17 protein-coding genes are annotated in these 16011 nt (G+C 41.8%); 15 read left to right on the top strand and 2 right to left on the bottom strand.

Annotated elements, in window-relative coordinates; genetic code table 11:
- Positions 1–23: 23 nt before the first annotated feature.
- Complete coding sequence (locus tag ACJZU6_RS13000) at positions 24–506, bottom strand: CBS domain-containing protein (RefSeq protein ID WP_080158925.1); 483 nt, start codon at positions 504–506, stop codon at positions 24–26.
- A gap of 273 nt (positions 507–779) precedes the next feature.
- Here ACJZU6_RS13000 and queA point away from each other — a divergent pair, with 273 nt between their 5' ends.
- The 5 genes from queA (at position 780) to secF (ending at position 6471) form a co-directional block, all read left to right on the top strand.
- A complete protein-coding gene (gene queA / locus ACJZU6_RS12995; protein WP_408900388.1) occupies positions 780–1832 on the top strand; it encodes a tRNA preQ1(34) S-adenosylmethionine ribosyltransferase-isomerase QueA in 1053 nt (350 codons plus the stop codon).
- Between the two features lie 296 nt (positions 1833–2128).
- On the top strand, positions 2129–3256 hold the full coding sequence (gene tgt / locus ACJZU6_RS12990) for a tRNA guanosine(34) transglycosylase Tgt (RefSeq protein ID WP_080158923.1): 1128 nt from the start codon (positions 2129–2131) through the stop codon (positions 3254–3256).
- 26 nt (positions 3257–3282) lie between these two features.
- On the top strand, positions 3283–3621 hold the full coding sequence (gene yajC, locus ACJZU6_RS12985) for a preprotein translocase subunit YajC (protein ID WP_080158922.1): 339 nt from the start codon (positions 3283–3285) through the stop codon (positions 3619–3621).
- Between the two features lie 36 nt (positions 3622–3657).
- Positions 3658–5511 carry a protein translocase subunit SecD gene (gene secD / locus ACJZU6_RS12980; protein WP_080158921.1) on the top strand — a complete coding sequence of 618 codons (1854 nt, stop codon included), beginning with the start codon at positions 3658–3660 and terminating at the stop codon, positions 5509–5511.
- A gap of 12 nt (positions 5512–5523) precedes the next feature.
- The gene (gene secF / locus ACJZU6_RS12975; protein WP_080158920.1) at positions 5524–6471 is read left to right on the top strand and encodes a protein translocase subunit SecF; all 948 of its coding nucleotides are present in this window, start codon (positions 5524–5526) and stop codon (positions 6469–6471) included.
- A gap of 379 nt (positions 6472–6850) precedes the next feature.
- On the opposite strand, the gene suhB is transcribed toward secF, so the two are convergent.
- On the bottom strand, positions 6851–7651 hold the full coding sequence (gene suhB / locus ACJZU6_RS12970; RefSeq protein WP_080158919.1) for an inositol-1-monophosphatase: 801 nt from the start codon (positions 7649–7651) through the stop codon (positions 6851–6853).
- 245 nt (positions 7652–7896) lie between these two features.
- Here suhB and trmJ point away from each other — a divergent pair, with 245 nt between their 5' ends.
- From trmJ to pepB, 10 genes are all read left to right on the top strand, one after another.
- Entirely contained in the window at positions 7897–8637 is a 741-nt protein-coding gene (gene trmJ, locus ACJZU6_RS12965) for a tRNA (cytosine(32)/uridine(32)-2'-O)-methyltransferase TrmJ (protein ID WP_408900387.1), read from the top strand.
- A 110-nt stretch (positions 8638–8747) separates the two neighbouring features.
- Positions 8748–9263, top strand: coding sequence for a Fe-S cluster assembly transcriptional regulator IscR (iscR, locus tag ACJZU6_RS12960; protein WP_045037132.1), 516 nt, complete (start codon positions 8748–8750; stop codon positions 9261–9263).
- Between the two features lie 31 nt (positions 9264–9294).
- Positions 9295–10509: an IscS subfamily cysteine desulfurase gene (locus ACJZU6_RS12955; RefSeq protein ID WP_080158917.1), complete on the top strand. Its 1215-nt coding sequence runs from the start codon at positions 9295–9297 to the stop codon at positions 10507–10509.
- A 33-nt stretch (positions 10510–10542) separates the two neighbouring features.
- On the top strand, positions 10543–10929 hold the full coding sequence (iscU, locus tag ACJZU6_RS12950; RefSeq protein WP_045030777.1) for a Fe-S cluster assembly scaffold IscU: 387 nt from the start codon (positions 10543–10545) through the stop codon (positions 10927–10929).
- Positions 10930–10946: 17 nt separating this feature from the next.
- Positions 10947–11270, top strand: a complete 324-nt coding sequence (iscA, locus tag ACJZU6_RS12945) for an iron-sulfur cluster assembly protein IscA (protein ID WP_080158916.1) — start codon at positions 10947–10949, stop codon at positions 11268–11270.
- Positions 11271–11358: 88 nt separating this feature from the next.
- Complete coding sequence (gene hscB / locus ACJZU6_RS12940; protein ID WP_080158961.1) at positions 11359–11874, top strand: co-chaperone HscB; 516 nt, start codon at positions 11359–11361, stop codon at positions 11872–11874.
- Positions 11875–11906: 32 nt separating this feature from the next.
- On the top strand, positions 11907–13760 hold the full coding sequence (hscA, locus tag ACJZU6_RS12935) for a Fe-S protein assembly chaperone HscA (RefSeq protein ID WP_408900386.1): 1854 nt from the start codon (positions 11907–11909) through the stop codon (positions 13758–13760).
- A 2-nt stretch (positions 13761–13762) separates the two neighbouring features.
- Positions 13763–14101 carry an ISC system 2Fe-2S type ferredoxin gene (fdx, locus tag ACJZU6_RS12930; protein WP_080158914.1) on the top strand — a complete coding sequence of 113 codons (339 nt, stop codon included), beginning with the start codon at positions 13763–13765 and terminating at the stop codon, positions 14099–14101.
- A gap of 210 nt (positions 14102–14311) precedes the next feature.
- Positions 14312–14509, top strand: coding sequence for a Fe-S cluster assembly protein IscX (gene iscX, locus ACJZU6_RS12925; protein WP_080158913.1), 198 nt, complete (start codon positions 14312–14314; stop codon positions 14507–14509).
- A 145-nt stretch (positions 14510–14654) separates the two neighbouring features.
- Complete coding sequence (gene pepB / locus ACJZU6_RS12920; RefSeq protein ID WP_408900385.1) at positions 14655–15938, top strand: aminopeptidase PepB; 1284 nt, start codon at positions 14655–14657, stop codon at positions 15936–15938.
- Positions 15939–16011: the final 73 nt, after the last annotated feature.

Here is a 16011-nt window from a genome sequence, read left to right as displayed (position 1 = left end):
CCTTTTTTTATTGCTATTGAGTATTACAATTGATTCAGTAGATCGTCATCCTCAAGGTTGTCTTGTTCCTGTTCAACAGGATCCACTTCGTCTTGCATTTCTAATAATGTTACCGCAATCGCAACAAAATCACTGTTGGTAATAATCCCCACCAGTTGTTTATTCTCAAGCACAGGTAAGCAGCCAATTTGATGTTTTTGCATATACAGTGCGGCTTCTTTAAGTCCTGCGTGGCTATCAACACTAAAAATATTACGGTTCATGCAATGTTCAAGTAAAGCTTCTAATGGTGAGTGTGAATGACTAGTGATAATAGATTTTAAATTAGAGTCTTGAGCGGCAAGAACATCACGTTGCGAAATGAGTCCCAGTAAATGGTGATTATGATCAGTAATCGGTATATGGCGAATAGACTGGGTTTGCATCATCTCTTTGGCATCAAATAGGGTGTCATTACGTGATAATGTGTGCGGTTTTAGTGTCATCATATCGGCAACAGTAAACATAGAAACCTCCCGTCTGTTATCTACTAGCTAAGATATTATTTCGAAATCTACTCTTTTGAATGTAGCGAATTATGGAAGATTATCCCATGACAGTGGTCATAAATTTCAAATGTCACCAATGATTAAACTTTTTCTTTTATTGCTAAATCAAGGAAAATTAATAAGGACAGCGGCTATTTCGTTATGGAATCTGCGCTTTAATTGCTTCGGAGTTTCGCATCTTTGGTGGAGTTAAGTATAATGCTCGCTTGCTGTTATTTAAGGCGTATTACGATGCAAGTTTCTGATTTTGATTTTGAGTTACCAGATGAGCTAATTGCTCGCTACCCACAACCTGAACGTACCGCGAGTCGTTTGCTGCATATGACAGGCAACACTGGTGAATTAACACATAAAGGTTTTAAAGATGTGTTAGATCTGGTCGAGGCTGGGGATTTATTAGTGTTTAATAATACCCGTGTTATTCCTGCGCGTATGTATGGTCATAAAGCGTCTGGTGGTAAAATTGAAGTGTTAGTTGAGCGCATGTTGGATGATAAATCCATTCTTGCCCATGTGCGCGCATCTAAACCACCAAAGCCTGGTAACGAGTTGTTATTAGGTGAAAATGGTGAGTTTTCTGCGGTAATGGTTGCTCGTCATGATGCGCTATTTGAAATTCGTTTTAACAGCGATAAAACTGTATTAGAGATTTTAGATGCGGTGGGGCATATGCCATTACCACCGTATATTGATCGTCCAGATGAAGATGCAGATAAAGAGCGTTACCAAACAGTTTATAACGCTAAGCCGGGTGCGGTTGCAGCGCCTACTGCGGGTTTACACTTTGACGATAAGCTGATGGCTGATCTAAAAACGAAAGGTGTTAATTTTGCCTTTGTGACCTTACATGTTGGTGCTGGAACATTCCAACCAGTACGTGTTGATGATATTAACGATCACCACATGCACTCTGAATATGTTGAAGTGCCACAAGAAGTGGTTACTGCGGTTAATGAAACCCGCGCTAATGGTGGTCGTGTTATTGCCGTTGGTACAACATCGGTACGCTCACTAGAAAGTGCTGCACAAGATGCGATCAAAAATGGCACAGAGCTAAAACCTTTCTTTGGTGATACTGAAATCTTTATTTTCCCAGGGTATCAGTTCCAGCTAGTGGATGTATTAATTACTAATTTCCATTTGCCTGAATCAACATTGATTATGCTTGTGAGTGCATTTGCTAGTTATGAGTACACCATGAATGCTTATCATCAAGCAGTGGCTAATCAATATCGTTTCTTTAGTTATGGCGACTCGATGTTTATTACCCGTAAAAATGTGTGATATTGATTACGTTAACACTTATTAAAAATTAAGTATTTAGGCTGCTTTTTGTTACAATTGCAGCCTTTGTTGTCTCTGCTATATGATATAAATTTATTTCTATAGAATTTACAACATAATAAATACTTTTGGGCTCCACTTTGCCGTTATGCTTACTTACGATAACACCAATGTTGAGAGCGACAATGGCCGTTATAAACGACCATTATTTTTGTGGCTGATCAGGCAATAGCCTGTGGGGCTTAATCCCATAATGGGAATATTGTCAGATTGTTTCTCTGGCTTTTGGAGGTCTTGTGAAATTTGAATTAGATAAAACGCAAGGTCGCGCACGTCGCGGTCGCTTGCAGTTTGAACGTGGTACGGTTGAAACCCCTGCATTTATGCCTGTAGGTACTTACGGTACTGTTAAAGGTATGACACCTGAAGAAGTTGAAGAGACAGGTGCACAAATCATTCTAGGTAATACGTTCCACTTGTGGCTACGTCCTGGACAAGAAGTGATGAAGATGCACGGTGATTTGCATGACTTTATGCAATGGAAAGGTCCAATCTTAACCGATTCAGGTGGTTTCCAAGTATTTAGTCTTGGTGCACTGCGTAAAATCACTGAAGAGGGTGTACATTTCCGTAACCCTGTAAACGGTGACAAAATTTTCATGGACGCAGAAAAGTCGATGGAAATTCAGTATGACTTAGGCTCTGATATCGTAATGATTTTCGACGAGTGTACGCCATACCCTGCAACCCACGATGAAGCTAAAAAGTCGATGGAAATGTCACTCCGTTGGGCTCAACGTAGTCGTAACCATTTCGATAAGCTAGAAAATCCAAATGCGCTATTTGGTATCGTACAAGGTGGCGTATATGAAGATTTGCGTGATGTTTCTGTTGAAGGCCTAACGAATATTGGTTTTGACGGTTATGCCGTGGGCGGTTTGGCTGTTGGTGAGCCAAAAGAAGATATGCACCGTATTCTTGAGCATACTTGTCCAAAATTACCGCAAGACAAGCCGCGCTACCTTATGGGTGTAGGCAAGCCTGAAGATCTTGTTGAAGGTGTACGTCGCGGTATCGACATGTTTGACTGTGTAATGCCAACGCGAAATGCACGAAATGCACACTTGTTTGTGACTGGCGGTGTGATCAAGATCCGTAATGCGAAACATAAAACAGATACAACACCACTAGATCCTGAGTGTGACTGTTACACTTGTCGTCATTACTCAAAAGCGTATCTATATCACCTAGACAAATGTAATGAAATTCTAGGTGCGCGCTTAAATACAATTCACAACCTACGTTACTACCAGCGTTTGATGGCAAGTATTCGTAAGTCGATTGAAGAAGATCGTTTCGATGCATTTGTAGAAGAATTCTACGCGCGTCGTGACCGTGAAGTTCCACCATTACAAATTGTATAAATCATAATAAACCGAGGACGTTATAAATGAGCTTTTTTATCTCTCAAGCACATGCCGCAACTGAAGGTGCTGCTCAAGGTGGTTCACCGTACCAGTTATTCATTATGCTGGGTCTGTTTGCTGTCATTTTTTACTTCATGATTTACCGTCCACAAGCTAAGCGTGTTAAAGAACACAAAACGCTAATGAGCTCGATGAGTAAAGGCGATGAAGTAATGACAAACGGTGGTCTTTTAGGTCGCATTACTAAGTCTTCATCTGAAAGTGATTACATTGTTATTGCGCTAAACGACAACACTGAAGTTACTATCAAAAAAGACTTCATCACCGCCGTTTTGCCAAAAGGCACAATGAAGTCTTTATAAGACTATAAAAAACATTCGCTTTGAAGGATCATAGCAGTGCTTAACCGATACCCTCTGTGGAAGAACTTATTAGTGTTGTTCGCACTAATTATAGGTTTGCTTTATGCACTTCCCAACGTATACGGTGAAGATCCAGCGATTCAAATAACTGGGGCGCGTGGCGCCTCAGTTACTATGAACGCTCTGGATACTGTCACCGAAGATTTAAAAAAGAACAATATCCCCTATAAGTCAGTTGTATTTGAAAAAGGCTCTGTATTGGTCCGTTTTCAAGATACTGATACTCAAATTAGTGCCCGCGATATTCTTAATAGTGAGTTAGGCGACAACTATATTGTTGCTCTTAACCTCGCGCCATCAACCCCCTCTTGGTTAGAAGCTATTGGTGCGACACCGATGAAGCTTGGCTTAGACCTACGTGGTGGTGTTCATTTCCTTATGGAAGTGGATATGGATGCGGCGATGGAAAAGCTATTAGGTCAGCAAGAAGAAACATTCAGAACTGAACTACGCCAAGATAAAATTCGTTATCGTGCCATTGATAAAAGTAAAGAAACGGTTTCTGTACGTTTACGCGATGCCGCTCAACTTGAGCAGGCAAAAGCGGTATTAGAGCCTCTTCATCCCGATATGATCTTTACTGAAAGTGAAGCGAAAGGACGTTTTGTATTAATCGCTAGTTTCTCTGAAGCGCGTCTTCAAGAAATCCGTAATTATGCTGTTGATCAAAATATTACGATTTTACGTAACCGTGTTAATGAATTAGGCGTAGCTGAACCATTAGTACAGCGTCAAGGTGCTAACCGCATTGTGGTTGAGTTACCAGGCGTTCAAGATACTGCACGCGCAAAAGAAATCTTAGGCGCAACTGCAACACTTGAGTTCCGTGAGGTTGATAGTAGTGCCGATCTTGCGGCTGCCGCAGCAGGACGAGTTCCTGCGGGTAGTGAAGTGAAGATGACCCGTGATGGTCGTCCTGCGGTATTGAAAAAGCGCGTTATTTTAGCGGGTTCTCATATTACAGATGCGACATCAAGTGCTGATGAATATGGACGTCCTCAAGTGAATATTTCGCTTGATACCGAAGGCGGTAGCAAAATGACGGCGTTCTCACGTAATAATGTCGGCAAATTAATGGCGACCGTATTTACTGAGTACAAAGACAGCGGTAATCGTACTTCTGAAGGTAAAGTCATTCTTGAAAAGCACGAAGAAGTGATCAACCAAGCGACGATTCAAACGGCACTTGGACGTAACTTCCGTATTACAGGCATTGATTCACAGCCAGAAGCGCACAACCTCGCATTGTTATTACGTGCAGGTGCGTTGATTGCACCGATTTCAATTGTTGAAGAGCGCACCATTGGTCCATCTATGGGTCAACAGAATATTGATATGGGTATTCAGGCGTGTATCTGGGGTATGGTCGCTGTAATGCTATTTACCTTATTGTACTACCGTGGTTTTGGTTTGATTGCTAACCTCGCATTGATGATGAACTTGGTGTTAATTATTGGCGTAATGTCGATGATTCCAGGGGCAACCATGACCTTGCCAGGTATTGCCGGTATTGTATTAACCGTCGGTATGGCGGTTGATGCTAACGTGCTTATTTTTGAACGTATTCGTGAAGAATTACGTGATGGACGCAGCCCGCAACAAGCGATTCAACAAGGTTACGGTAATGCGTTTAGCACCATTGCCGATGCCAATATCACCACTCTAATGACAGCGATTATTTTATTTGCTGTTGGTACGGGGGCAATTAAAGGCTTTGCAGTGACACTATCGATCGGTATTTTAACCTCGATGTTTACGGCAATTATCGGTACTCGTGCTGTGGTTAACTTAATCTATGGCGGCAAACGCGTAGATAAGTTGTCAATTTAGGAGGGCGCATAAATGAAACAATTATTGAATACCGATAAAGTTACTGACTTTATGCGTTGGTCAAAATTAGCGTTTATTTTTTCGCTAATGATGATTACAGCTTCTATTGCGACAATATCAACCAAAGGTTTAAATTGGGGCTTAGACTTTACTGGCGGTACGCTAATTGAAGTTAGCTTTCAAAACCCAGCGGATTTACCGTTAATTCGTGATTCACTAGCAAAGTCAGGTTTTGGTGATGCGATTGTGCAGAACTTTGGTACTGCGCGTGATGTGATGGTGCGATTACAGCCTCGTGAAGGTATTAAAGGTGAGATTCTGGGGAACCAGATCATTGATGCTTTAAAAACCGGTACTGGTCAGCAAGTTGAAATGCGCCGTGTAGAATTTGTCGGCCCTAATGTGGGTGATGAATTAGCTGAAGCGGGTGGCTTGGCGATTCTTATCGCATTGCTGTGTATTCTGCTTTATGTCTCTGTACGTTTTGAATGGCGTTTAGCTGCTGGTGCAGTATTGTCGTTAGCACACGATATTATTATTACGGTTGGTATTTTTTCGATACTACAAATCGAAGTTGATTTAACTATTGTGGCAGCATTGCTAACAGTAGTGGGTTACTCACTTAACGATACTATCGTGGTGTTTGACCGTATTCGAGAAAACTTCCGTAAGATGCGTAAGCAAACCGCTGAAGAAATTATGAACTGTTCACTTTCTCAAACATTAAGTCGAACATTAATTACGTCCAGTACTACTTTGTTTGTTGTTATTGCCTTGTTCTTAAAAGGCGGCGCAATGATTCAAGGTTTTGCCTTAGCCTTATTAATTGGTATCACGGTTGGTACTTATTCTTCAATCTATGTAGCATCTGCGTTAGCGCTTAAATTGGGTATTACCCGTGAGCACTTAATGCCGACGCCGATAGATAAAGAAGGTGAAGAACTGGATGCCATGCCTTAACGGTAACGCATAAATAGATGTTGTAATAACTATCTATCTAGACGGAGTCTTCGGGCTCCGTTTTTTTATGTGTCCAATAAGACGGACAGTAATGACAATATGATTTTATTGTCTATTTTTAATGGATTTTTAGTGTAAGGCTATGGATAAAATAAAAGCTTGAATAAACAGACTGAGTGGACAAAGTCAGCCGTAGTAACGTGTGAGCATTACAAGTATGAGTACAAGTATGAGAATGAGTAAAAACGGGACAATAAAGCCGAGGTGGGTGAGGTTAAATATAAGCCGTAATAGAATTAAAAATAAAAGTAATAGAAACAAAAACGCCCCGCTGGTGGATATCAGCGGGGCGTTTTTATTAACAGGTAGTAATCAGTGATTACTTAGTCAATGCTTCGCTACCGAGTTCACGGATTTTAGCTAGCATTGGTTTAACTACACGTGCGTTACCAGCAACAATGTTACCAGTCGTTAGGTAGTTAGTGTTACCTGTAAAGTCAGCACAGATAGCACCAGCTTCACGCGCGATTAGTTCACCAGCAGCAAGTTCCCAAGGCTTTTGGCCTAGTTTGAATACGCCATCAACACGGCCAGCAGCTAGGTAACAAAGATCCAATGCAGTACAACCTGATTGACGCATGTCATCACATTCTACAAATAAAGCATTTTGGATTTTTAGGTAGCTTTCAGCGTGTTGCTTAGCGGCAAAAGGAAGACCTGTTGCTAACACAGTACCCGTTAGATCACGAGGTTGTGATGCACGTAGACGTAGGCTGTTAAGTTGCGCGCCTGCACCACGAGTAGCTGTGAATAGTTCGTTACGAGCTGGGTCGTAAACGGCTGCAACTTCTGTACGGCCACGCATGCGTAGAGCGATAGAAACTGCATAGTGAGGGTAACCACGAACGAAGTTCTTGGTGCCATCCACTGGGTCAATAATCCACTGACACTCTTTGTCACGTCCTTCTTTCGTACCAGACTCAGCTGCAATGATGCAGTGATCAGGGTAAGATTTTAGGATTGTCTCGATGATGATAGCTTCTGCTTCATGATCGATATTGGTAACAACATCATTACCTTTATTAGCAACCTCAATAGATTGAGGTTTTTCTAGAGATTTAATGACATGGTCACCAGCCTTTCGCACGGCGCGAATGGCAATATTAAGCATCGGATGCATAGGATTTTCCCAACGGATGTTAAAGAACATAAAAAGCGGCGGCGAGTATAACAGAGCTATAAAAAAATGGAAGTGGTTATTTTTTCGACGTTAGCCGATGTGGAAAAAAATGAAAATGGCAGTATTTTATTTATTGATGGACCTAATAGGTATTAACGTTCATCAAATAGACATGTTTTCTTCATTTTTGTGATGGCTGTGCTACTATCTCTGAGCGTTAAATTAGACTGGAATATAGCGACATCATGTTAGATAAAATTCGCGTTGTCCTTATCGGCACGTCACATCCTGGAAATATCGGTTCAGCAGCTCGCGCAATGAAAGTAATGGGGTTAACTAACCTTGTTCTTGTTGATCCTGCGTGTGAGATTGATAGTCATACAATTGCTTTAGCGGCAGGTGCTGCAGATGTAGTTGAGAACGCTAAAATTGTAAAAACATTAGATGAAGCCGTTGCTGATTGCGGTTTAGTGGTTGGTTCAAGTGCGCGTTCTCGTACGTTAGAATGGCCACAATTAGACCCACGTGAAAATGGCATTAAAGTCATTGCAGAATCAGAGCAGCATCCGGTAGCTATTTTATTTGGTCGTGAGCGTATCGGCTTGACCAATGAAGAATTACAAAAATGTCATTGCCATGTTTATATTCCTGCTAACCCTGAATATAGCTCATTAAACCTAGCAATGGCTGTACAAACAATAACTTATGAAGTTCGCATGGCATATCTGGATGCGACTAAACATCAATCTACTCAAGTTATTGATGAATACCCGCGCGCTGAAGAATTAGAGCGTTTTTACCAGCATCTTGAAAAAGTAACCAACCAAACGCGTTTTATTAATAAAAACCACCCTGGCATGGTAATGGTAAAATTACGCCGTATGTTTACTCGTGCTCGCCCTGAGCAACAAGAGTTGAACATTTTACGTGGTATTTTATCGTCAGTAGAAAAAACGATTGAAACCTTAGAGAAGAACAACAAGTAATCATGGTCGCAATTATAGCGAAAGACCTATTGTTTTAGTGGGTTAAATACTTGACTAAAATAGTCAGGTATGGGAGACTGCTTGTATACATTCAAGTAGGTAGCCATGTTATGAAGTTGACCTCAAAAGGAAGATATGCGGTGACTGCAATGTTAGATGTAGCATTGCACTCACATAATGGACCAGTACCGTTGGCTGATATTTCAGAACGTCAAGGGATCTCACTGTCCTACCTAGAACAACTATTTTCGCGTCTTCGTAAAGCGGGCTTGGTCACAAGTGTTCGTGGTCCTGGTGGTGGTTATCGCTTGGGTGAAGATGCAAGCAATATCGCTGTTGGTATGGTTATCGCTGCGGTTGATGAATCAGTTGATGCAACTAAATGCCAAGGGAAAGGCGGCTGCCAAGGTGGTGTGCGCTGTTTAACTCACACTCTATGGCATGATTTAAGTGATCGTATCAGCGGATTTTTGAATAACATCACTCTTGGTGAGTTGATGAAGGATAATGATGTACAAGTTATTGCTGATCGTCAGGATGTAATCCTACGGAGTAATAATCAGCCATCGTTTGCAAATAAAAAATCACACGACAGCGCCCCTATCGGTGTCGATGTCCGCTCCTAGAGACCAGACGTTCGTGTTTTCGGAGAAGAAAATGAAACTGCCAATATATTTTGATTACTCTGCAACTTGCCCGGTAGATCCTCGTGTTGCTGAGAAAATGGTTCAGTGTTTAACTATGGATGGTACGTTTGGTAATCCAGCGTCACGTTCACACCGTTATGGCTGGCAAGCGGAAGAAGCGGTTGATGCTGCTCGTGAGTATATTGCTGAGTTAGTTAATGCTGATCCACGTGAAATTGTATTTACATCAGGTGCTACAGAATCTGATAACCTTGCAATTAAAGGTGCTGCGCATTTCTATAACAAGAAAGGCAAGCACGTTATTACATGTAAAACTGAGCACAAAGCGGTTCTTGACCCATGTCGTCAATTAGAGCGTGAAGGCTATGAGGTAACCTACCTTGAGCCTGAGTCAAATGGTCTTATTGATTTGGCAAAACTACGCGACGCAATGCGTGAAGATACTGTGCTGGTTTCTATTATGCATGTGAATAATGAAATTGGTGTTATTCAAGATATTGCAGCAATTGGCGAAATCTGTCGTGAAAACAAAACTATTTTCCATGTTGATGCAGCACAATCAGCAGGTAAACTGCCGATTGATGTGCAAACGACGAAAGTTGATCTGATTTCATTCTCAGCGCACAAAATTTACGGTCCTAAAGGTATTGGTGCACTATACGTGCGTCGTAAGCCTCGTATTCGTCTTGAAGCGCAAATGCACGGTGGCGGCCATGAACGTGGTTTCCGTTCTGGTACTTTACCAACTCACCAAATTGTGGGTATGGGTGAAGCCTTCCGTATTGCGAAGCTTGAGATGGCACAAGATTACCAACACGCTGTTGAGATGCGTGAGCGTCTACTAAAAGGCCTTGAAGGCATCGAAGAGATGTCAATTAATGGTGATGTAGAACACCGTATTCCCAACAACCTAAACATTAGTTTTGCGTTTGTTGAAGGCGAGTCATTACTAATGGCATTGAAAGATCTTGCTGTATCATCAGGTTCTGCATGTACTTCTGCAAGCTTAGAGCCATCATATGTACTACGTGCATTAGGCCTTAATGATGAACTAGCACATAGTTCAATCCGTTTCTCTTTTGGTCGTTTTACTACCGCTGAAGAAATTGACTATGCTGTTGTTCAAATTAAACAAGCAGTAGATAAGCTACGTGCAATGTCACCTCTTTGGGATATGTTCAAAGATGGCATTGATTTAAATACAGTTGAGTGGGCACACCACTAATCTGCGGTTAGACATTATTCGAGGGAATTTATCATGGCATATAGTGAAAAAGTCATCGATCATTATGAAAATCCGCGTAACGTGGGTTCATTTGACAACGACGATAAAAGCATTGGTAGCGGTATGGTGGGTGCACCAGCCTGTGGCGATGTAATGAAACTTCAGATCAAAGTAACTGAAGATGGCATCATTGAAGATGCAAAATTTAAAACTTATGGTTGTGGTTCAGCTATCGCATCAAGCTCACTGATCACTGAATGGGTGAAAGGTAAGACGTTAGACGAAGCTGCATCAATCAAGAACTCTGCAATTGCAGAAGAGCTTGAGTTACCACCCGTTAAGGTTCACTGTTCAATTCTTGCAGAAGATGCAATTAAAGCAGCAGTTAGCGATTATAAAAAGAAACACGAACAAAAATAATTTCTGAGGTTTGAAGTATGGCCATTACTATCACTGAAGCGGCAGCTAGTCGCGTATCGACTTTTTTAGCTAACCGAGGCAAAGGCATTGGTTTACGCCTCGGCGTTCGCACTTCAGGGTGTTCGGGTATGGCGTATATCCTTGAGTTCGTCGATGAACTTGACGAAGGGGATCAGGTCTTTGAAGAGCAAGGTGTAAAAATTATCGTTGATGCAAAAAGCATGGTTTATCTTGATGGTACTGAGCTTGATTTCGCCAAAGAAGGCCTAAACGAAGGTTTTCAATTTAACAACCCTAACGTGTCAAGCGAATGTGGTTGTGGTGAAAGTTTCAACGTGTAATTGCTCATAGTGTTTTATTAAACCTGGCTGCTGGCCGCCATTATGGTGAGTGAGTTGTCAGGTTTATTTTTTATATATGGCTGCGATTATGAATCATTTCGAATTATTTGGATTACCGTTTCAATTTGATGTTGACGGTGGTTTACTGGCAACACAATTCCGCGAATTACAACGTCGATTCCATCCTGACAACTTTGCTACTGCATCTGAACGTGATCGATTACTATCGGTACAAAAAGCGGCTCAGATTAACGATGCTTTTCAAACGTTAAAGAATCCTGTCTCCCGTGCTGAATATATGCTTGCTGAACGCGATGAAGATATTCGTGGTGAGCAAAAGACGTTGCAAGATATGGATTTCTTGATGCAGCAAATGGAGCTACGTGAAGCGTTGGAAGTTATTTCTGATTCAACTGATCCTGAAGCCGCTTTGTTTGATTTTGAACAACAGGCAACAGCTATGTATAAGGCACAGTTGGATAAATTGACGTGTTTATTAAGCCAAGAGAATTGGTTTGAAGCTGCAGATGCAGTACGTAAGTTAAAGTTTATTGTTAAGTTGCGTGATGAAGTCGAACGTCTTGAAGAATCATTATTCGACTAATCAGCACTTGCGTTATTTAGACAGGAACGATAATGGCATTTTTACAGATTTCTGAACCCGGTCAAAGTGCAGCACCGCATCAACAAAAATTAGCGGTTGGTATTGATTTAGGGACGACAAACTCATTAGTCGCAGCCGTTCGTAGCGGCGTTGCTGAAACATTAAAAGATGCTGAAGGGCGTTCAATTTTACCCTCTGTTGTGCATTATACTGAAAAGCATGTCATTACGGGTGATGCCGCGCGCGCTTACGCACAACGAGATCCAGTTAATACTATCCTATCGGTAAAACGTCTGATGGGACGCTCATTGGCTGATATCGAGCAGCGTTATCCACAATTGCCTTATCAATTTACGGCATCAGAAAACGGTTTACCGCAGCTAGTGACTCGTCAAGGAACGATGAACCCAGTTCAGGTATCCGCTGAAATTTTAAAATCATTAAGTCAGCGTGCAGTAGAAAGTTTAGGTGGCGATCTTGAAGGGGTGGTGATCACCGTTCCTGCTTATTTTGATGATGCGCAGCGTGCTGGCACCAAAGATGCCGCTAAGCTCGCTAATTTAAATGTTTTGCGCTTACTTAATGAACCAACAGCAGCAGCGATTGCGTATGGCCTCGATTCTGGTCAAGAAGGCGTGATTGCAGTGTATGATCTTGGTGGTGGCACCTTTGATATTTCAATTTTGCGCTTATCAAAAGGCGTTTTTGAAGTGCTTGCAACGGGGGGGGATTCAGCATTAGGCGGTGATGATTTTGATCAACTGCTTGCTGACTGGGTTTTACTTCAAGCGCAATTAACCGAGACACTTACGCCACAACAACGTCGTGAACTGCAAGATGCGGCTCAACAAGCGAAAGTAGCATTAAGTGATGCCGACAGTGTGACTATTAATGTTTTAGGTTGGCAGGGTGATATCACTCGTGAACAATTTGATGACTTAATTACGCCATTGGTAAAGAAAACCTTACTTGCCTGTCGTCGTGCAGTAAAAGATGCTGATATTACCATTGACGATGTGATTGAAACCGTCATGGTTGGTGGCTCAACTCGAGTGCCATTAGTACGTGAACACGTAGGTGACTTTTTTGGTAAAACACCATTAACCTCGATTGACCCTGATCAAGTGGTTGCTATTGGTGCAGCTATTCAAGCTGATATTCTGGTGGGTAATAAACCCGATGCAGATATGCTGCTATTAGACGTGATTCCATTGTCATTAGGCATTGAAACCATGGGTGGCATGATCGAAAAAATTATTCCACGTAATACCACATTGCCCGTTGCTCGCGCTCAAGAATTCACCACCTTTAAAGATGGCCAAACAGCAATGTCGGTTCATATCGTTCAAGGTGAGCGTGAGATGGTGAGTGATTGTCGTTCATTAGCTCGATTTACTTTACGCGGTATTCCACCAATGGCGGCAGGTGCTGCACATATTCGTGTGACTTATCAGGTTGATGCTGATGGCTTATTGTCTGTAACGGCAATGGAAAAAAGCAGTGGTGTACAATCTTCCATTCAAGTGAAGCCATCTTACGGCTTATCGGATGATGAAATTGCTACCATGTTACGAGATTCAATGACATTTGCTCAAGATGATAAAGATGCACGTGCATTAGCGGAACAACAGGTAGAAGCCGATCGCGTTCTTGAAGGACTGATTGCTGCTCTGGCAACAGACGGCAACACGTTATTAAGTGCTCAAGAACGTGAAGAGTTAGAAACTGTAATGATGGAACTGGTTCAATTACGTCAGAGTGGCGACGCTCGTACAATTGAAGCTGGAATTAAGAAAACTGATAAGGCCAGCCAAGAGTTTGCGTCACGTCGAATGGATCAATCTATTCGTCAAGCGCTCGCTGGTCAGTCTATTGATGAGGTTTAGGCATGCCTAAGATTATAATTTTACCGAATGAAGAACATTGTCCAGAAGGCGCTATTTTAGAAGCGCAATCAGGCGAAACTATCCTAGATGTTGCATTGCGCAATGGTATCGAAATTGAGCATGCGTGTGAAAAATCTTGTGCATGTACGACCTGTCATGTTGTCGTTCGCGAAGGGTTTGATTCTCTAAAAGAGAGTGATGAACTTGAAGATGATATGCTTGATAAGGCGTGGGGACTTGAACCTGAATCTCGTTTAAGTTGTCAGGCTCGAGTAGCGGATGAAGATTTAGTGGTTGATATTCCACGTTATACCGTCAATCTTGCTTCTGAAGCCCAATAATTGATGATTAAGATAGGTCGCCATGATGGTGGCCTATTTTTTTAACTGTTGATTAGGGGTACGGCTATTTATACCAATCACAATACGTCTCTGAGCTAATGTTTTTTAAAGATGACCACGTAATTAATGGAATTGATATTGATTAAATGTGGTTAAATTAAGTATGGTAAAGTTAATAGATTGTTTTTATTCGATAAATAAGGGTTTATTATGAGTCTACAATGGATTGATTCACGTGATATTGCTATTGAGCTGATTGAATTATACCCAGAGATAGATCCGACCCAAGTACGGTTTACTGATTTAAGGGATTGGATCGTGGCACTGGATGAATTTGATGATGATGTTGACCATTGTAATGAGAAAATTTTAGAAGCCGTACAGATGTGCTGGATTGACGAACAATAATTGGAACCACGAAAAGCCTGTTTTATTGTTGCCTCGCAAGGGGGATGGGCATAGTCTTATTGGTTATAAAAATAGTATAACAATGACGCAGTAATCAGCTTTATTTAATTGCTTGGCTGTGTGGTATTTATCAAGGAGCTTATCAATGTCTACCATAATGTCTGTGAGTCTTTCTCATCAAGCGGCAGGGTCGCAATGGGGAACAAATGCATTAATTAGTTTTGGTGCAGAAGGCAGTGTGATTCATGTGTCGACCCATGATCTTTTGGGCGATATTCAACGTGCTGGTCGTCGGTTTGATGCGCAAGGCATTAAAGCGGTTAACTTAATCGGCATGGCATGGGGCTTAGACGCAATTTGGGCATTTCTGCAGGGGTATCGTAATCCAAAGACTGATAATTCGGTGACTTGGGAGCCATTAAATAAAGCGGATGAAGCCGAATTACAGGCACGAATTAAAACGATTAACTGGGTGTGCGATATTATCAATCAACCCGCAGATGTGGTTGCGCCATCACAACTGGCAGCGCGTGCTGGTGAGTTTATTAAGTCATTAGCCCCTGAGCACGTTACTTACAAAATTGTTAAAGGTAACGACTTATTAGATGAAGGTTGGAATGGTATTCATGCTGTCGGTCGTGGTTCTGATCACCGTCCAGCGATGTTACGTTTAGATTACAATCCAACGGGTGATGCTGATGCACCTGTTTTTGCGTGTGTTGTTGGTAAAGGCATTACCTTTGACTCCGGTGGCTATAGCATTAAGCCATCAGCAGGTATGGCATCAATGAAAGCTGATATGGGTGGCGCAGCATTAGCAACAGGTGGTCTAGCATTATCAATGGCACGTGGGCTTAATAAGCGAATTAAATTAGTTTTATGTTGTGCTGAAAACATGATTTCAGGCCGTGCATTAAAATTAGGCGATATCATTAAATATAAAAATGGTAAAACCGTTGAAGTGTTAAATACTGATGCCGAAGGACGATTAGTACTGGCTGATGGTTTGATGTATGCCAATAGTCAACACCCTGAATTAATTATTGATTGCGCGACATTAACGGGCTCTGCCAAAATGGCGTTAGGTAATGACTACCATGCACTATTAAGTTTTGATCAGGCTCTATCTCGTCAAGCATTAGCAGCAGCAGAACAAGAAGGTGAAGGTATGTGGCCATTACCTTTAGCTGAAATTCACCGTAAAATGCTGCCGTCAAACTTTGCTGATCTGGCCAACATTTCCAGTGGGGATTTTATGCCTGGAGCCAGTACCGCAGCAGCATTTTTATCGTATTTTGTGAATGATTACCAGCAAGGCTGGATGCATATTGATGCCAGTGGTACTTACCGTAAGAGCGGTAATGATCAATGGGCTGCAGGCGCAACCGGTATGGGTGTTAAAACCTTAGCGCGTATTTTAGCGCAATAATAACAGTTAAAAAATAAAGCCTTCTTAATGATTTTGTTTCTAGTTGAAATCGTTTAAGAGGGCTTTTTTTATA

The sequence above is a fragment of the Photobacterium piscicola genome, assembly GCF_046058925.1.
Taxonomy (GTDB): domain Bacteria; phylum Pseudomonadota; class Gammaproteobacteria; order Enterobacterales; family Vibrionaceae; genus Photobacterium; species Photobacterium piscicola.
This window is presented reverse-complemented; position numbering and strand designations above follow the sequence as displayed.